This window comes from Citrobacter sp. Cpo089 (assembly GCF_030332695.1).
Taxonomy (GTDB): Bacteria; Pseudomonadota; Gammaproteobacteria; order Enterobacterales; family Enterobacteriaceae; genus Citrobacter; species Citrobacter portucalensis.
In genome coordinates this window covers 233,165-250,558 of the sequence record NZ_JAOWHJ010000054.1, presented here as the reverse complement: position 1 = coordinate 250,558, position 17,394 = coordinate 233,165, and the positions used below count along the sequence as shown (strand labels likewise).

Sequence of the window (17,394 nt, the reverse complement as noted above, 5' to 3'; positions counted from 1 at the left end):
TCATTATTTTACAGGGAGCTTCCTTAATGACACATCAAAACGTTAAATATTGCCGTGGTCTGCCGATCGCCATGTTGGCGTTGGCCATTGGTTCTGCCATTCCTCTCACAAGCCATGCGACACCAAGTCAATTTGATGTCACGTTTACCGCCAGAATACTGGCAACGACCTGCAACATGGCGGTTAATGATGGTGCCGCGGGCGGCGCAGCCACTGTTTACATTGGCGACGCCGATCACAAGGTCACGTTGGGTGATCTCATCAATGAGCAAAACAGTACCGCGACCTCGGGCCCAACTATCGCCGCCTTTAATATCAAGGCCAGTGGCTGCCCAGCATCGCTGCAAAGCATTAAAACGACCATTACAGGCACCCAAAACGGCAACAAAGTATTAGTTCCCAGTAGCATAGCTGATGGCGATGCAAAAGGCGTCGGTGTGAAGATTGCTCGTGCCAGCGCACCAGATCAACCGTTCACCATCTTCACGAGTAAGACCGCGAGCACGGATGGTTCAGAAGTGATTCTCTGGGACACAGCCAGTGAAGTGGGTGATGGAAAACAACTGGACTTGATTGCCCATTTAGTTCCAACCACGACCCTTATTACGGGCCTGACCTCGGGTAAGTTTAACGCGATCGCAACGTTTAACTTTGACTATGAATAATTCCAGCGATGATATTACGGAGCGCTACAATGAAATATAATTCTCTTTTTCTCGCCCTGGTGATGGCTGGCGGGTTATTCAGCACGGTGAGCTATGCCGCAACGACGGGTACTGACTCATTAGCCATTACGTTTTCATCTGAACTTATTCCTGGCACATGTAATTTTGAGATTCAGGACGGAACAGGTGCCGCGACGAGCACCGTCAATATTGGCGATCTCTATAAAGAGGATGTTGGGACAGCTACGGCCCAAAAACCGTTTTACATCGCATTCAAAGAGTGTGCGGGGGTAGCCGATATTTATATTACCGCGCAGGCAACCGGCGGCACCTGCGACAGCACCAATTACCCCACTAACGACGCGACAAATACCAACACCTCCATACAAATACATCAGGAAGAGCACAGCGCAAAGAAAACACCGCATCCGCTTAACTGTGCAATGACCCCCACGGGCGTGGATGACACGATCCACCATAGATTTACCAACAGAACAGATGATGGCGTCACCTTTGATATGTACGCCACCCTGGTACTGGCAAACGGTAAAACGGCATCAGACATTGGCGTCGGCACAGCTACTGCACCCGTTACCTTTTCAATAAGTTACGAATAAGCCATGGATGGGCAACAATGCAACAGAAACTCCTTTCTACACAACCCATCTTCGTTTTACTGGCTGCGCTGGCAGCGGGGCTATGGTCTGCCGCCAGTCCAGCGGAGGACAGCGGAGTGAACGTGAATTTTACGGCCAGGATCCTTGCGAATACTTGCCAGATAAATTTAAAAGACGGTAGTGATGTGACGTTGCCCACAGTGTCTCAAGACTGGTTTTACAACGCAGATAACAGCAACCGCCTGCAGCCAGAGACCGACGCAGGCGGTACGCCGTTTGTCATCCAGGTGGTCAGCTGCGATATTTCCGGTACGGAAAGCAACAACAGCCAGCAGGTTCATTTTCAGTTTACGCCGCAATTTGGTATTGACCCGCTTAACAAACGCGTGTTTGCCAATAATGCCACCAGCGGCCAGGCCAGTAACGTTGGGGTAGTGGTTTTTTCTGAAGCGTTCCATACCAACGTATTGAACGATGATGGCAGTTCCGATGTGGTGTATGACCTTTCCGGGAAAGCCGAACCGCGCTTTCCTGCGGATTACGCGTTTTACGCCCGTTATCAGAACACCGGCGACGTAGGCAACGGAGTCATCACCAGTAATGTGGTGGTCGACGTTACCTATCAATAAAGGGATTTATGATGAAATTGCGTTATTTACTGCCGTTACTCTTCTGTGTGCTCTCTACATTTGCAGGACAGGCACTGGCGTATAACTGTTGGTTCAGTAAAAATTATACGATTACACTGCCTGATGTCTGGACGAGCAACCAGGCTATTGGGGCAATAGGTGGCCTGACGCTGCCGGAACCCTTCACTGATGTCAACCCAGAAAGTTCTCTACTGTTTTCCGGTATGAGTGACGTAATAACGTGCCCTGTTGAAGGTACCAATAACGTCGTTGAATTATTCCCACCCGATGCCAGTATGGTGGATGCCACCTACACGGCAACATACACTGACGGTGCGACGGTTGGGCTACTAAAAACCAACGTCCCAGGTATTGTTTATACCTATGTGGTCAGATGTACGAGTAACTGCCTTGGCGGTCAGCAATTGTATTTAAACCTGCCGCCTCAGGGAAAAACAACAAAAAGTAGCGCTTCCAGTGCAGGTTATAAAGGGAGTGAAAAAAACTGGGATGTCTTTTTCACGCTGTACCAGACCCCGGAGTATCGCCCTCATCCAGGGCAGACACAGGTAAGGGCCATAGGCGGCACCATCGGCTCTATGCAGATGGGAACGCTGTACGCAAATAAAGTCACGATGAATATCAGCAGTGGTTCGGTGTTATTCACATTAGCCGAACCCACTTGCCGAAGCTACGGCGTCAATGGCGATGCTTATGATCGCACCGTTAACTTTGGTGATTTCTACACGTCCGATTTTAGCAGCGGTGACACTACGGAGAAGAGAACCTTTACACTCGATTTATTCCAGTGCTCGATGAACAAATTCTCCATAACAGTAAATGGCCCAAGCGATGCTTCAGGCAATTATTTAACCAATGGAGCGAGTGGCACCGCTGAAGGTATTGGTGTCGAACTTGCCGCACAGGTAAACGGCAACTGGCATTCAGTCAAATTTGATGGTACCGAAGCATTTGGTGTAGCATTTTCAGGCGATGCCGATTGGTATCATGATCGTTACTCCATTCCGTTCACCGGACAGTTAAAGAAACTGGGTACGGTTAAAGCCGGCACTTTCGAAAATGCGGCCACGTTCACCGTCAGCTACGAATAAACATCTTACCCCTGCGGCTGGTTGCTGATCAGCCGCGCCATCGTCTCGAGAGAATCCGTTCTTAAAATATACAAGCGCTTCAGTAAGAACGGATTATCCCCCGGCTTCACCTTCCCTTTCACCGTCGTCACCGCCAGATGAAAACCAGCGTCGCTCGCCGCCTGTACCGCCGTAGTGTTATAGCCGCCAAACGGATACGAAAGATACAGGACGTGAGGATTGAACTGGGACAGCGCCCGGCGAGAACGGGCAAAATCAAACAGAATGTTGTGATAGCTTCGACTCAGCAGGATTGGCCGGTGATTGGCATCCACACGGTGCAGGAAATGAGTATGCGACTGGAAGTCGAACACGTCGCGGATCTCGTTCAGTTCAGAAAGGCTCATAAACTGCAGCGATTTCGGATCCCACTTCTGCGGGTGACGCTTGATACGTGAACTAATGATAAACGCCGTGGCTTTAAAGCCATACTGCTTCAGAATCGGGTAAGCATAACGACTCACCGACTTCAGGCCATCGTCGAACGTCAGCACCACCGCCCGCGCCGGGAGGTTCATATTGTTGCGTACATAGCCTTCCAGTTGATACATCGTCAATGTGGTGTAGCCGCGGTCCTGGAGCCAGGCCATCTGGTTACTGAAGGCACGTACGGAGGTCGTCGTGGAGGTATGGCGAAAGCGGGTATTCTCTTCATCGCGAAGAATATGGTGATACGTTAACACCGGGATGCCGTTGTCTTCCTGCGCATCCAGAGCACTGATATAAGCCAGTCTGCCGCCAATGCGGATCTGGAACCACGTCTGGTTGAGTCGGTCTTTAAGCTTACTGATAATGGGATAGCGCAGATTATCTGCCAGCACGCCAAACGGAGCGCTACCGATATCTGGAGCGTTATACACCGGCGTATCTTTCCAGGTTACCAGGCTTTGATTGCTAAGCGGTTTATTGAGATCGCCCAGACCATCGTCAACTTTCTGCCTCCCCTGAACCGGCTCCAGATGTCCCTTATCAATAAATCCGGTGCCAAAGCCAAAGGTAAATTCGTAATAGTCTGCCGCGATGGGCTCAACGGCAAGGATCTGCCCGGCGCGAATATTCCCGACCGTCACCATCTTATTGCCAATCTGCGCCCATACGGCGGCCGCTTCGGTGGTTTGCATATAGCGAGCAGGCAAAGCCGCGGCGAGGCTGCCAGAGAACAGGAGCAACAGAACAAACAGAACGCGCATAACCATCTGAGATAACCGAGGCGAGAAACCTCGGTTATTGTAGCAAAAGCGCCATCAATACCAATGATTAATACTCATACAAATCATGCTTCAACACGAAGGGGGGATTTTTTTGTTGTTGATGCCAGAGGCTGGTGACTTCGGGGCCGCCAAGCGCGACGATGCAATCGCGAAACGCAGAACTGCTCAGCGATTCCCGCGACGAAACCATTCGTTCAAGTAATGGGTAGCTGATACCTGAAATCACTTCACACTGGGGGTGTTTGTGGCTCATTAACGAGGCTACGCGGTACGGCGCGGCCCCGGCCATATCCGTCAGGAAGATCACGCCCTCGCCTGAGTCGGTGGCATGCAGGGCATGGCACATCATGCGGCTTAACATATTCGAGCTGAGCCCACGCCAGAAACTTACCGCCTGACATTGCTCCAACGGACCGTACTTTTTCTCCAGACGATGCAGCATATCCTGTGCCTTATCGTCATGACAGGTAATTACCCAACCTAACATTGCCTACCTCCTTAGCAGGCAAGTAGTTTATCAGGGTGATAAATCGGTAATGGTGATAAGCATCAAAAGTCTTCCTCTCCCGGCCAGGAAGAGGAAGAAAGAATTAGCTACGCAGGCCGCGTCCGCGCTGAATCAGGTACCAGCACAGCAAGTAAAACGCCGCAATGAACACCACCAGCACGCCAAACGTGGTGACCAGCGGAACATCATGAATACCCAGGAAGCCGTAGCGGAAGCCGCTAATCATGTAGACAATTGGGTTCAGATGCGACAGTCCCTGCCAGAACGGCGGCAGCAGCGTTAACGAATAGAACACGCCACCCAAATAGGTCAGCGGCGTCAACACGAAGGTGGGGATCAGGCTGATATCATCAAAGGTTTTTGCAAAGACTGCGTTCAACAAACCGGCCAGCGAGAACAGTACTGCCGTTAGCACCAGCGTGAGCGCCACAAAGACCCAGGAATGCACCTGGAACGGCACGAAGAACAGTGAAATAGCCGTCACCAGAATGCCTACGCACAGGCCACGCGCCACGCCGCCGCCGACGAAACCGGCAATAATCACGTGCGTCGGCACCGGGGCGACCAGCAGCTCTTCAATATTGCGTTGAAACTTGGCGCTAAAGAACGACGAGGCCACGTTGGCGTACGAGTTGGTGATCACTGCCATCATAATCAGCCCCGGCACAATAAACTGCATGTAGCTAAAGCCATGCATTTCGCCGATACGCGAGCCGATCAGGTTACCAAAGATAATAAAATAGAGCGTCATGGTGATGACGGGAGGCACCAAAGTCTGGACCCAGATACGCATAAAGCGGTGGATCTCTTTCGCCCAGATGCTTTTCAGCGCAACCCAGTAAAGCTGCATCATGCGCGATCTCCTTGTTTTTCATGAACCAGAGAAACAAACAGTTCTTCCAGTCGGTTCGCTTTGTTACGCATACTCAATACCTGAATGCCCTGCGCACTCAGCTGAGAAAAGACGCTGTTGACCCCTTGTTCACGCAGAACCTCCACTTCCAGCGTGGAAGTGTCGACCAGCCGGTACTGATAACCTTCCAGTTTCGGCAGCGGGCTTTTCGGCGCCAGATCGAGGATAAAAGTCTCGGATTTCAGTTTGGAGAGCAGGCTCTTCATCGAAGTATTTTCCACCAACTCACCATGCTGAATAATACCGATATTGCGACACAGCATTTCCGCTTCTTCGAGATAGTGGGTGGTCAGAATAATGGTGGTGCCTTTGTCGTTTAAATCCTTTAAAAAGCCCCACATTGAACGACGTAACTCAATGTCGACGCCCGCCGTTGGTTCATCCAGAATGAGTAATTTCGGCTCGTGCATCAGCGCACGGGCAATCATCAGACGACGTTTCATCCCACCAGACAGCATGCGTGCGCGCTCGTTACGTTTTTCCCATAAATCGAGCTGCTTTAAATATAGTTCGCTGCGTTTGACCGCTTCTTTATGCTCAACACCGTAGTAACCCGCCTGGTTGACCACGATCTGCTGCACGGTTTCAAACGGGTTAAAGTTAAACTCCTGCGGCACCAGACCAAGCTGACGTTTAGCATTAACCGTGTCTTTTTCGAGATCGTACCCGAAGACGCTCACCCGCCCGGAGGTTTTATTCACCAACGAGCTGATTATCCCAATGGTGGTGGACTTTCCTGCGCCATTCGGTCCCAAAAGCGCATAGAAATCACCCGCTTCGACTTGCAAATCTATGCCGCGTAACGCTTGAACGCCACCGGGATAGGTTTTTTTAAGTTGTTGAAGTTCCAGAGCAATGGTCATGTTTTTATACTTACCTTACGTTCTGACATTTTATATATAGTTTAAATAATGATGGAGTTACCCTATATTAGCCCATCGAATTTATCTGGCTTCGGGTCGTACAACTCCATGAAAGACATAGATACACTCATCAGCAACAATGCACTATGGTCAAAGATGCTGGTAGAAGAGGATCCCGGATTTTTTGAAACGCTGACGCATGCCCAGAATCCGCGTTTTCTATGGATTGGATGTTCCGATAGCCGCGTTCCCGCTGAACGTTTAACCGGTCTTGAACCGGGTGAACTGTTTGTTCACCGTAATGTTGCTAATCTGGTTATTCACACCGATCTGAACTGTCTCTCAGTCGTTCAGTATGCGGTGGATGTGCTGGAAGTGGAACATATTATTATATGCGGCCACTATGGATGCGGCGGCGTCCAGGCGGCAATTGAAAATAAAGAACAGGGGCTGATTGATAACTGGTTACTGCACATCCGCGATATCTGGTTCAAACACAGCTCACTGCTGGGCGAAATGCCGCAGGAACGTCGCATGGACACCCTGTGCGAACTGAATGTCATGGAACAGGTCTATAACCTGGGCCACTCAACCATTATGCGTTCAGCCTGGAAGCGCGGTCAGAAAGTGACCATTCACGGCTGGGCATACGGCATTCATGACGGTCTGCTGCGCGATCTGGACGTCACCGCCACCAGCCGCGAAACGCTGGAGCAGCGCTATCGCCAGGGCTTATCTAACCTGAGTCAGAAACACAGCAACCATAAATAATGTGACATTGCCGGGAGGCGGCGACGCCTTACCCGGCCTACAAACCTACACCGTAGGTCTGATAAGCGAAGCGCCATCAGGCGCTCCAGCCAATTACTCGTCCAGCAGCACCACTTTGCCAACGTACGGCAGATGGCGATAACGCTGGGCATAGTCGATGCCGTAACCGACCACAAACTCATCAGGAATTGAGAAGCCGATAAACTCGACAGGAACATTCACTTCACGACGAGAAGGTTTGTCCAGCAGCGTACAAATAGCCAGGGATTTCGGCTCGCGCAGGCTCAGAATTTCACGCACTTTGGACAACGTATTGCCGGAGTCGATGATGTCTTCGACAATCAGCACGTCCTTGCCACGAATGTCTTCATCCAGGTCTTTCAGGATTTTAACATCACGCGTGGTAGACATTCCGCTACCGTAGCTGGATGCCGTCATGAAATCGACTTCGTGAGAGACATGCACTTCGCGGCACAGATCCGCCATAAACATAAATGAGCCACGTAACAGACCAACCAGCACCATATCGCTGCCGCTGTCCTTGTAACGTTCGTTAATCTGGCGCCCCAGTTCAGCAATACGCGCTTTGATCTCCGCTTCCGGGATCATCACTTCAACAGTATGTTTCATAAACCCTATAACTCACTGATTTTTATCAGTTGACACATCATGCAGATCGAAAGAAAGCGCTTACGTTGATACACCGACTGACAGACGGCGACCCGCTCTAACCACAAAACTTGCGACAGCATACAAACAATTCAGTTGATGAAGTATACCAGTAAAGAGAGCGGGTTCCTCTGATAGTTCACAGGAGAACCCGTTTGCGTCGTTTTTTGTACGCTTATTAATCAACACCAGGAGCGCACGGCAGCCTGTGGCTAAAACGTTTCCCAGTGTGGGTCTTGTGGCGAACTCCCCGCGGAGGTCGCTCGTGGAGTATCCTTAGGTGGTTTTCGATGCTCACTGTTGGAGGCATCGCGAGTGATGCGAAATGCCGCCACGGCCAGGCGTAACTGTTCAGCTTGTTGTTCCAACGAAGCGGCGGCGGCGGCAGACTCCTCTACCAGCGCGGCGTTTTGTTGTGTGACACTGTCCATCTGCGAGACCGCGAGACTCACCTGCTCAATTCCCCGACTCTGCTCCTCCGAGGCGGAGGCGATTTCCCCCATGATGTCCGTCACGCGGGTAACCGCAGCGACAATCTCTTTCATCGTTTTACCCGCGTCCGACACCTGCTGAGATCCCATCCCCACGCTGTGGGTTGAGTTATCAATCAACGCCTTGATCTCTTTGGCTGCCTGAGCGCTACGGCTTGCCAGGGTACGGACTTCGCCCGCCACAACAGCAAATCCGCGGCCCTGCTCTCCTGCTCTGGCAGCCTCAACCGCCGCATTGAGCGCCAGGATATTGGTCTGAAAAGCAATACTGTCGATGACGCTGGTGATCTGCGCAATTTGCTGTGAACTACCGGCAATTTCACTCATTGTATGCACGACAGTATCAACAACCCGTCCACCACGTGCGGCAGTATCAGACGCATTCTTAGCAAGTTGAGTTGCCTGTTTCGCATTGTCCGTATTTTGCTTCACAGTCGCGGTAAGCTGTTCCATGCTGGCGGCTGTCTCTTCAAGTGAAGCGGCCTGCTGCTCGGTACGCGAAGACAGATCGTTGTTACCTGATGAGATTTCCGCTGCACCGCTATGAATCGTTTCTGAGCTGTTACGCACCGACGTGACTGTCGAAATCAGCGACTGTCGCATTTCATCTAAGCCCGTCGCCAAACGCCCCATTTCATTACGTCCCTGGACGTCGAGTTGATGGGTCAAATCACCACGGGTAATAATGCGAATATGCTCCATAATCTGCGCCAGGGGTTTAAGCAGCATATGCTGCAACCCGCTCCAGATCATGCCCAGAACAATGAGCACAGCGACGACAATTGCCCCTAATGTCCATTGCATGCGGGTAAAGCTGTGTTGATTCTCCGCCGCCGCGTGCTGAAGCAGCGCGTTATTTTCGTTACGCCACTGGTCATAGCTGGCTTCCATCTCATCCTGCGCCTTCTGAGCATCAAGATCGCCATAGGCTTGATAGTTATTCGCGCGCAGATACTCTATCGATAACGCCATCACGTCGTGCATCTGCCGATACTGTTTTTCCATTTCAGATGCAATTTGCGGATTCTGCCCCGACACCTGCGGCAATGACTGATAATGCGCAAAGTATCCCTCAGCCTTCTTCATAGACTCACTCGCCGTTTTTAGCAAAGTATCAATTGCCGCCAGTGAGGCCGGATCGCGTTGGTTCTTTAAGAAACGAATTGCTACACGGGTTACCGTTACCCGGGTTTTAATCAGCGTATTGACGCTATCACTCAGATTTTCCTGTTGGGCGTTCAGGGTGCCTGAGTTCTGGAAATTATGGCGATCATTGTTTACCGCAGAATAAAAAAAGCTTCCTGTCACGACCTGTAGCAAACAGAAAATGGCGAGAACCAGAAGAATGCCGGTAATAACGCGCACATTTTTAATCATAGTATTTCATCCATTGAACTCACATTGGGTACCCAATGATTATCGGCTCCAAAGGCGATTACTTTATGTGCAATAGCAGAATTTGCAGGAGGAGGGAGTCGTGCGATGAAACGCTGTAAAGAGACAGTGTTTTATCCGGCCTACGAGAGATTTCTGCAGGCCGGATAAGCACAGCGCGATTTATTTAGACGGTGAAGCCGAGCATCATTCCGGTATCTTCATGCTCTAACAGATGGCAGTGCGCCATATAGGCATGCTCTTTTGGCGCATCGTGGTCAAACTTCACCAATACCTCGCTCACGCCGCCTTCTACCCGCACCGTGTCCTTCCATCCCGCGCGGTGTGCGGCTGGCGCTTTGCCATTCTCAGACAAAATGCGGAACTGCGTGCCGTGAATGTGGAACGGATGCAGCATCATGTCGCCCTGACCGGAAATTACCCAGCGTTCGTGCTGCCCTTTCGCCGCGGCAAACATCGGTTTATTCATATCAAACGCCTGACCATTAATCCGGTTGGCGTTATGGAAATCAAACGATCCGCCATGCTTCATGTTGCCCATATCACCATGCTGCATATTCCCCATCTCACCGTGGTTCATATTGCCATGATTCATATTGCCGTGGCCCATATTGTCATTATTCATATGGCCCATCATCTTCCCATGATCCATACCCGCCATGGCCTGAGCACCGTATTTCTTCATCAGCATTTGCATGCCCATCATATCGAGCATCGGATCCATCGACAGCTGCAGCTTGCGCACCGTCAGACCTTCCAGTGACGGCAGCGATGGCATGGATGTCAGCGAATCTGGCAGCGTGCCGGAAGCGGTAATCAGCAACGGTTGAACGCGCATCACCGGGTGCGGCTTATCAAATGGCGCGATCGCCATCCCCATCTGGCTGACTGGCAGAGTGACCAGATCAAAAGCTTTGCCGTCACTGACATCCACCAGCACTTCAAAGCGCTCACCCATCAGCATAGGAAGCTCGGTCACTTTTACCGGTTCCGCCAACAGTCCACCGTCGCTGGCAATGACGTACAAAGGACGATTGTCGCTGGCCGCAATGTTCAGTGAGCGTGCGTTACAACCATTCAGCAGGCGTAGACGCAACCAGCCACGCGGTGCGGCATGCTGAGGATAAATCGCCCCATTGGTCAGCAGCGTATCGCCAAACCAGCCGACGGCGGCGGTCATGATGTCCAGTTGATAATCAACCTGCCCATCAGCAGAGAACTGTTTGTCCTGAATAATCACCGGTACATCATCAATGCCCCACTGCTTAGGCAGCATCAGCTTGCGAATCTCTTCATCTTCAATCAGCACCAGTCCGGCCAGTCCCATCGCTACCTGACGGCCGGTCTTTCCATGCTGATGCGGGTGGAACCAGCAGGTTGCCGCGCGCTGATCCGGCGTGAAGGTCACTGAACGTTTCCCGCCCGCCGGGATAATGCCTTGCGGCCCACCGTCGACTTCACCGGGGATTTCCAGACCGTGCCAGTGCAACGTCGTCTCTTCGGCAAGCTGGTTATGGATATCCACAGTCACCGATTGCCCTTTGTTCAGCTTGACCGCAGGTCCGAGTAAATTGCCGTTATATCCCCAGGTCGTCGCTGTTTTACCAGCAAAGCTCGATTTTCCGGCTTGCACCACCAATTGCATACGGTTTGAGGCATCCGCGGTTAGCAGGTCAGGAATGGGCAATGCAGGGCGGTCTGCGGCAAATACGCTCCGGCTCCACAGAGGTAACGCTGACGCGACGCCCAGCGCCACGGAGTACTTTAAAAAGTCACGACGTTGCATAATCACTTCCTTATATTCAGCAGCTTAAGCAGGCTATCTTTTAAGCATAAGCCTTCCCCTTACGGGAAGGTCAAGTGAACGGCTAATAATAAAGGTCGTCGCTTCGCTCGCAGTATGCTAACGTTTAAATTCCGTGATGCAGTGGTAGAAGCAATGAAGACGTTTTTCAGAACAGTTTTGTTCGGCAGCCTGATGGCCGTATGCGCAAATAGCTACGCGCTCAGCGAGTCCGAAGCCGAAGATATGGCCGATTTAACGGCAGTTTTTGTTTTTCTGAAAAATGACTGTGGATACCAGAATTTGCCTAATGGGCAGATTCGTCGCGCACTGGTCTTTTTTGCCCAGCAAAACCAGTGGGACCTGAGTAATTACGACACCTTCAATATGAAAGCGCTGGGTGAAGACAGCTACCGCGATCTCAGCGGTATCGGCATCCCAACAGCAAAGAAATGCAAAGCGCTGGCACGTGACTCTCTGAGCCTGCTGGCCTACGTTAAATAGATAGTTTTGCGGAGCCCTCAGGCTCCGCATGAATTAACGCTGTTGCACAAATTCGCGGTATGCCGCCACAACCTGAAGAAAGTCCTCTACACCACAGAGAGAAAAACTTTCTTCGTCGTAGTAGCTCATCCCCTCTTCCATTTCATCTCCAGAGAACTCCAGCTGATTAGCGCGAACCATCACTTCTTCGCCATCCAGCCAGAGCGTGTATTCATGCCCTGCTCTCTGCCAGGAGCGCTCACTGCCCTTAACCGCCCGCGCTGCCTGTTCCACTTCATCAAGTAAGGCCAGGTTTTCTTTCACTTCTTCGTTAAACCAGTGCCCCACCACCTCGTGGCCCATGGACATACGCACTTTTACCACTCCGGTAATATCGCGCAGAAATTCGTAATCCATAATGTCTTCCTCTGCTCCCGGCAATGCGCCAATACCGCATTGCGCCTTGCTGTAATTATCGCAGCAGCGCGGCAGAAAAAAAGCGTAGCGGGTATAAGGAATAGAAATAAAAATGCCCGGAGAAGCAGACTTCTCCGGGCATTGATGTGTTTTTACACAAAACGCGTTAGCGCATTACACCGCGGTCTGGAAAATCACACCATCAGCTTTCTCGGTATACTGAGACAGCTGGTCGAAGTTCAGATAACGGTAAGTATCTACGGCCGTTTTATCTACCTGCGCTACATAGGTCTGGTACTCTTCCGCCGTCGGCAGTTTGCCGATCAGCGCCGCAACCGCCGCCAGCTCCGCAGAAGCCAGGTAGACGTTTGCCCCGGTACCTAAACGGTTCGGGAAGTTACGGGTAGAGGTCGACACCACCGTTGCGCCGTCGGCTACACGCGCCTGGTTACCCATGCACAGAGAGCAGCCTGGAATTTCGATACGCGCACCGCTCTTACCGAATACGCTGTAGTAGCCTTCTTCAGTCAGCTGAGCGGCGTCCATACGGGTTGGCGGAGCCACCCACAGACGCGTCGGCAGCTGGCCTTTGTGCGCATCCAGAAGCTTACCAGCGGCACGGAAGTGCCCGATGTTAGTCATGCAGGAGCCGATGAACACTTCGTCAATCTTCTCGCCCTGTACGTCAGACAGCAGACGCGCATCGTCCGGATCGTTCGGTGCACACAGGATTGGCTCTTTGATATCCGCCAGATCGATGTCGATCACCGCCGCGTATTCTGCGTCAGCGTCGGCTTCCAGCAACTGCGGATCCGCCAGCCATTTTTCCATGCCCTGCACACGACGTTCCAGCGTACGACGATCGCCATAACCTTCTGCGATCATCCACTTCAGTAGAACGATGTTAGAGTTCAGATACTCAACGATCGGCTCTTTGTTCAGCTTGATGGTACAACCGGCAGCGGAACGCTCAGCGGAGGCATCGGTCAGTTCGAACGCCTGCTCCACTTTGAGATCCGGCAGACCTTCGATTTCAAGGATGCGGCCAGAGAAGATGTTTTTCTTACCTTTCTTCTCAACGGTCAGCAGACCCTGTTTGATCGCATACAGCGGAATGGCGTGAACCAGATCGCGCAGGGTGATGCCCGGCTGCATTTTGCCTTTGAAACGCACCAGAACGGATTCCGGCATATCCAGCGGCATCACGCCGGTCGCCGCAGCAAACGCCACCAGACCAGAACCTGCCGGGAAGGAGATCCCGATAGGGAAACGGGTATGGGAGTCACCACCGGTACCTACGGTGTCCGGCAGCAGCATACGGTTCAGCCAGGAGTGGATAACGCCATCGCCCGGACGCAGGGAGACACCACCACGGTTCATGATGAAGTCTGGCAGCGTATGGTGCGTATTGACGTCCACCGGCTTCGGATAGGCCGCGGTGTGGCAGAAGGACTGCATCACCAGATCAGCAGAGAAGCCCAGGCACGCCAGGTCTTTCAGTTCGTCACGGGTCATTGGGCCAGTGGTATCCTGAGAACCGACGGAGGTCATCTTCGGTTCGCAGTACGCGCCCGGACGGATACCTTTCACGCCACAGGCGCGACCAACCATTTTCTGTGCCAGGGAGAAGCCACGGCTGCTTTCCGCCACGTCTTTCGCCTGACGGAATACGTCTGAGTGTGGCAGACCCAGCGCTTCGCGCGCCTTGGTGGTCAGGCCGCGACCAATGATCAGCGGAATACGGCCACCGGCGCGAACTTCGTCGATCAGGACTTCAGTTTTCAGTTCAAAGCTTGCCAGCAGTTCGCCGGTTTCGTGGTTGCGTACTTCGCCTTTGAACGGGTAAACGTCAATCACGTCGCCCATATTCATGTTCGACACGTCCACTTCAATCGGCAGTGCGCCCGCATCTTCCATGGTGTTGAAGAAGATAGGTGCAATTTTGCCGCCGAGGCACAGGCCGCCGCCGCGCTTGTTCGGCACATGAGGAATGTCGTCACCCATGAACCACAGCACGGAGTTGGTTGCGGATTTACGCGAAGAACCGGTACCGACAACATCACCCACATAAGCCAGCGGGTAACCTTTTTTCTGCAATTCTTCGATCTGTTTGATCGGGCCAACCACGCCCGGCTGATCCGGTTCGATACCTTCACGGGCGTTTTTCAGCATCGCCAGCGCGTGCAGAGGGATATCCGGACGAGACCATGCATCCGGTGCCGGAGAAAGGTCATCGGTGTTGGTTTCACCCGTCACTTTGAAGACGGTAACGGTGATTTTTTCAGCCAGAGCCGGACGGTTCAGGAACCATTCGGCATCAGCCCAGGATTGCATTACCTGCTTCGCATATTCGTTGCCCGCTTTGGCTTTTTCTTCTACGTCGTAGAAGTTATCGAACATCAGCAGTGTTGAAGAGAGCGCTTTAGCGGCAATTGGCGCCAGTTTTGCGTCGTCCAGCGCGTCGATCAGCGGATGAATGTTGTAACCACCCTGCATAGTGCCCAGCAGTTCAATGGCTTTTTCTGGGGTAACCAGCGGGGAGGTGGTGTCGCCTTTCGCGACAGCGGCGAGAAAACCAGCTTTAACATAAGCGGCTTCATCTACGCCAGGAGGAACGCGGTTGATCAACAGGTCTAACAGGAATTCTTCTTCGCCCACAGGCGGGGTCTTCAGCAGCTCGACAAGTGCAGCCATTTGGGTTGCGTCTAAAGGTTTTGGCACAATCCCCTGGGCAGCACGCTCAGCTACGTGCTTACGGTATTCTTCTAGCACGACGATATCTCCTCGCTCTCATTGTCATAATGCGGCGCTTTTGTAGATGGGCGATTCTCTTCACGCTCCTGTGAGACAGTAGTTAGTAGGGTAAATGCCCGGTACCGCATAAGGCACAATAACAGGATTTTCACTAAGTGTTAATCCGTTTACAAAAAAGCAACATAAAAAATTGGCTGAATCGTTAAGAATGGTATAGCGACAAGGCGCAACGCAATTTAGGCTGCCTGAAACCTCCCTGAAACGGTTGATTTTTAAGCGCGATCGGCTGAATATTCCAGCGATTTTCCCGCCATCAGATATAATTGTGTAATAAATCTTCACACTCTTTTTCCGGACTTACCGGGCGAATCCCCAATAAAAGTCAAAACTGTCTAACACGGGTGAATAATACTCGCGGCAACAGGAACGCCTCACGGCACAGCGCTTGTCTCGTTGGAGTCATTTTATGAAGTTGCCCCTTAAGCCACATCTGCTTGTCCTTTTGTGCAGTGCCGGGCTGTTTGCCGCCTCTGGCGTGATGTTCGTTAAAAGTCGCACAACGGAACCTGCAGCTCCGGCTCCCGTTGCACAGCAACCGTCAGCATTGGCTCCAGCTCCCGTAGCGGCCCCTGCCCCGGCCGACCAAACAGCACCCGCCGCGGCACCAACCTACTCGGCAGCACAAATCGATCAGTGGGTTGCGCCTATCGCGCTCTATCCAGACTCGCTGCTGTCGCAAATTTTGATGGCCTCAACCTATCCGGCTAACGTTATCCAGGCCGCACAGTGGTCAAAAGACAATCCCAAAATGCAGGGCGATGCCGCCATTCAGGCCGTTGCCAGCCAACCCTGGGATCCCAGCGTGAAATCGCTGGTCGCTTTTCCTCAGTTGATGTCGCTGATGGGTGAAAATCCGCCGTGGGTACAAAGTCTGGGCGATGCTTTCCTCGCACAGCCGAAAGACGTCATGGATTCCGTTCAACGTCTGCGCGCGCTGGCGCAACAGACCGGTGCGTTGCAATCAACACCGCAACAGACCGTCACTACCGTGACTAAAGCGGCGCCAGCTAAAACCGTCACCAGCGAGTCGACGACCAGTTCAGCGACCACAACAGCCACGACCACCTCAACAAGCCCAACGGTTATCAAGATTGAATCCGCCGATCCGCAGGTGGTGTACGTTCCTACCTATAACCCGAATACGGTTTACGGTACCTGGCCGAATACCGCTTATCCGCCAACTTATCTGCCGCCTACGCCCGGCGAGCAGTTTGGCAACAGCTTCGTTAACGGTTTAGGCTTCAGCCTCGGTGTTGCCACAACCTATGCCATCTTCAGCAACATCGACTGGGATGACGACGATGATCACCATCATAATGATGACTGGGATAACCATGGCGGCTATAACCGTAATGGTGATAACAACATCAACATTAACGTTGATAACTTCAATAAAATCAGTGGTCAACGGCTGACAGATGCCAACCGTACCTGGCAGCATAACCCGGCCTATCGTGAGGGTGTGCCATACCCAAATAACCAACTCAATAACCGCTTCCACTCCACTAACACAGCTACGGGCTTAAGTTCGACCCAGCAAAGACCGGTCAATCGTGATAGCCAGCGCCAGGCTGCGATGAGCCAAATGGAAAAATCAACGGGGAAAACATTCCCACAGACAGCGCGCTCGGGCACGAAAGACGCTCAGCGTCAGGCGTCCAGCCAACAGCTGAAGCAAATTTCACAGCGTAATAACTACCGCGGTTACGATACCAAGCCGCAAACCGCGAAACGGACAAGCACACAGCAACGTGAGAATCGTCAGGCAGTCACCCAGCGACAGGAGAAAAGGGTCACGCAACCGGCGCAGCAACGCAATGTGCAACAGCGCAATCTTCAACAGCGAACCAGTCAGCCGCGCGCCAATGCGCTGAGCGGTAACGACAGTCGCTCCGCCAACTGGCAGGCACAGCAACAGCGAGGTGCCCAGAGCCGGCAGGTCGCCCGAAATCAGCCATCGCGCCAGCCTTCTGGCGGGCGTGCTGAGCACCGTGAATTCCGTCATCGTTAAGGG

The 17,394-nt window shown here is 52.3% G+C and carries 16 protein-coding genes; 7 read left to right on the top strand and 9 right to left on the bottom strand.

The features are described from left to right. The first annotated feature begins 26 nt into the window (after positions 1–26). Genes OGX92_RS11110 through OGX92_RS11095 form a run of 4 tightly spaced genes read left to right on the top strand, consistent with a single transcriptional unit; the run spans position 27 to position 3,023 of the window. Complete coding sequence (locus tag OGX92_RS11110; RefSeq protein WP_286586547.1) at positions 27–665, top strand: fimbrial protein; 639 nt, start codon at positions 27–29, stop codon at positions 663–665. Positions 666–694: 29 nt separating this feature from the next. Next, positions 695–1,282: a fimbrial protein gene (locus OGX92_RS11105; RefSeq protein ID WP_284962134.1), complete on the top strand. Its 588-nt coding sequence runs from the start codon at positions 695–697 to the stop codon at positions 1,280–1,282. Between the two features lie 17 nt (positions 1,283–1,299). Then, positions 1,300–1,911, top strand: coding sequence for a fimbrial-like protein (locus OGX92_RS11100; protein ID WP_063941123.1), 612 nt, complete (start codon positions 1,300–1,302; stop codon positions 1,909–1,911). Positions 1,912–1,919: 8 nt separating this feature from the next. Continuing rightward, positions 1,920–3,023: a fimbrial protein gene (locus OGX92_RS11095; RefSeq protein ID WP_286586546.1), complete on the top strand. Its 1,104-nt coding sequence runs from the start codon at positions 1,920–1,922 to the stop codon at positions 3,021–3,023. A gap of 5 nt (positions 3,024–3,028) precedes the next feature. Here the strand turns inward: OGX92_RS11095 and OGX92_RS11090 are convergent, their stop codons facing one another. From OGX92_RS11090 to OGX92_RS11075, 4 genes are all read right to left on the bottom strand, one after another. Further along, on the bottom strand, positions 3,029–4,258 hold the full coding sequence (locus tag OGX92_RS11090) for a polysaccharide deacetylase family protein (RefSeq protein ID WP_286586545.1): 1,230 nt from the start codon (positions 4,256–4,258) through the stop codon (positions 3,029–3,031). A gap of 61 nt (positions 4,259–4,319) precedes the next feature. Further along, a complete protein-coding gene (locus OGX92_RS11085) occupies positions 4,320–4,760 on the bottom strand; it encodes a PTS sugar transporter subunit IIA (RefSeq protein ID WP_003829464.1) in 441 nt (146 codons plus the stop codon). Between the two features lie 103 nt (positions 4,761–4,863). Further along, on the bottom strand, positions 4,864–5,634 hold the full coding sequence (locus OGX92_RS11080) for an ABC transporter permease (protein ID WP_003829467.1): 771 nt from the start codon (positions 5,632–5,634) through the stop codon (positions 4,864–4,866). Then, entirely contained in the window at positions 5,631–6,557 is a 927-nt protein-coding gene (locus OGX92_RS11075) for an ABC transporter ATP-binding protein (protein ID WP_003829469.1), read from the bottom strand. Before OGX92_RS11075 ends, OGX92_RS11080 begins: the two co-directional genes overlap by 4 nt. A gap of 108 nt (positions 6,558–6,665) precedes the next feature. Here OGX92_RS11075 and can point away from each other — a divergent pair, with 108 nt between their 5' ends. After that, positions 6,666–7,328, top strand: coding sequence for a carbonate dehydratase (gene can, locus OGX92_RS11070; protein WP_003018654.1), 663 nt, complete (start codon positions 6,666–6,668; stop codon positions 7,326–7,328). Positions 7,329–7,421: 93 nt separating this feature from the next. Here the strand turns inward: can and hpt are convergent, their stop codons facing one another. The 3 genes from hpt to cueO all read right to left on the bottom strand — a co-directional run bounded on the left by hpt (position 7,422) and on the right by cueO (position 11,669). After that, positions 7,422–7,958, bottom strand: coding sequence for a hypoxanthine phosphoribosyltransferase (gene hpt / locus OGX92_RS11065; RefSeq protein WP_003018658.1), 537 nt, complete (start codon positions 7,956–7,958; stop codon positions 7,422–7,424). Positions 7,959–8,209: 251 nt separating this feature from the next. Then, positions 8,210–9,865: a methyl-accepting chemotaxis citrate transducer gene (gene tcp, locus OGX92_RS11060; RefSeq protein ID WP_063941119.1), complete on the bottom strand. Its 1,656-nt coding sequence runs from the start codon at positions 9,863–9,865 to the stop codon at positions 8,210–8,212. A 184-nt stretch (positions 9,866–10,049) separates the two neighbouring features. Next, the gene (cueO, locus tag OGX92_RS11055) at positions 10,050–11,669 is read right to left on the bottom strand and encodes a multicopper oxidase CueO (RefSeq protein WP_063941118.1); all 1,620 of its coding nucleotides are present in this window, start codon (positions 11,667–11,669) and stop codon (positions 10,050–10,052) included. A gap of 153 nt (positions 11,670–11,822) precedes the next feature. On the opposite strand from cueO, the gene OGX92_RS11050 reads away from it, so the two are divergent. Further along, a complete protein-coding gene (locus OGX92_RS11050) occupies positions 11,823–12,170 on the top strand; it encodes a YacC family pilotin-like protein (protein WP_003018667.1) in 348 nt (115 codons plus the stop codon). 33 nt (positions 12,171–12,203) lie between these two features. On the opposite strand, the gene yacL is transcribed toward OGX92_RS11050, so the two are convergent. Together yacL and acnB are read right to left on the bottom strand one after the other, a co-directional pair. After that, a complete protein-coding gene (yacL, locus tag OGX92_RS11045; protein WP_003018670.1) occupies positions 12,204–12,566 on the bottom strand; it encodes a protein YacL in 363 nt (120 codons plus the stop codon). 174 nt (positions 12,567–12,740) lie between these two features. After that, on the bottom strand, positions 12,741–15,338 hold the full coding sequence (gene acnB / locus OGX92_RS11040) for a bifunctional aconitate hydratase 2/2-methylisocitrate dehydratase (protein WP_003829483.1): 2,598 nt from the start codon (positions 15,336–15,338) through the stop codon (positions 12,741–12,743). A gap of 448 nt (positions 15,339–15,786) precedes the next feature. On the opposite strand from acnB, the gene OGX92_RS11035 reads away from it, so the two are divergent. Further along, positions 15,787–17,391, top strand: coding sequence for a DUF3300 domain-containing protein (locus tag OGX92_RS11035; protein WP_286586543.1), 1,605 nt, complete (start codon positions 15,787–15,789; stop codon positions 17,389–17,391). Positions 17,392–17,394 lie beyond the last annotated feature (3 nt).

What these genes read in the sequence shown, in the direction of transcription:
- cueO (WP_063941118.1), bottom strand. Translation starts at nt 11,669, where the DNA reads ATGCAACGTCGTGACTTTTTAAAGTACTCCGTGGCGCTGGGCGTCGCG.
- tcp (WP_063941119.1), bottom strand. Translation starts at nt 9,865, where the DNA reads ATGATTAAAAATGTGCGCGTTATTACCGGCATTCTTCTGGTTCTCGCC.
- OGX92_RS11035 (WP_286586543.1), top strand. Translation starts at nt 15,787, where the DNA reads ATGAAGTTGCCCCTTAAGCCACATCTGCTTGTCCTTTTGTGCAGTGCC.
- OGX92_RS11090 (WP_286586545.1), bottom strand. Translation starts at nt 4,258, where the DNA reads ATGGTTATGCGCGTTCTGTTTGTTCTGTTGCTCCTGTTCTCTGGCAGC.
- OGX92_RS11080 (WP_003829467.1), bottom strand. Translation starts at nt 5,634, where the DNA reads ATGATGCAGCTTTACTGGGTTGCGCTGAAAAGCATCTGGGCGAAAGAG.
- can (WP_003018654.1), top strand. Translation starts at nt 6,666, where the DNA reads ATGAAAGACATAGATACACTCATCAGCAACAATGCACTATGGTCAAAG.
- OGX92_RS11100 (WP_063941123.1), top strand. Translation starts at nt 1,300, where the DNA reads ATGCAACAGAAACTCCTTTCTACACAACCCATCTTCGTTTTACTGGCT.
- OGX92_RS11050 (WP_003018667.1), top strand. Translation starts at nt 11,823, where the DNA reads ATGAAGACGTTTTTCAGAACAGTTTTGTTCGGCAGCCTGATGGCCGTA.
- OGX92_RS11085 (WP_003829464.1), bottom strand. Translation starts at nt 4,760, where the DNA reads ATGTTAGGTTGGGTAATTACCTGTCATGACGATAAGGCACAGGATATG.
- OGX92_RS11110 (WP_286586547.1), top strand. Translation starts at nt 27, where the DNA reads ATGACACATCAAAACGTTAAATATTGCCGTGGTCTGCCGATCGCCATG.
- yacL (WP_003018670.1), bottom strand. Translation starts at nt 12,566, where the DNA reads ATGGATTACGAATTTCTGCGCGATATTACCGGAGTGGTAAAAGTGCGT.
- OGX92_RS11095 (WP_286586546.1), top strand. Translation starts at nt 1,920, where the DNA reads ATGATGAAATTGCGTTATTTACTGCCGTTACTCTTCTGTGTGCTCTCT.
- hpt (WP_003018658.1), bottom strand. Translation starts at nt 7,958, where the DNA reads ATGAAACATACTGTTGAAGTGATGATCCCGGAAGCGGAGATCAAAGCG.
- OGX92_RS11105 (WP_284962134.1), top strand. Translation starts at nt 695, where the DNA reads ATGAAATATAATTCTCTTTTTCTCGCCCTGGTGATGGCTGGCGGGTTA.
- OGX92_RS11075 (WP_003829469.1), bottom strand. Translation starts at nt 6,557, where the DNA reads ATGACCATTGCTCTGGAACTTCAACAACTTAAAAAAACCTATCCCGGT.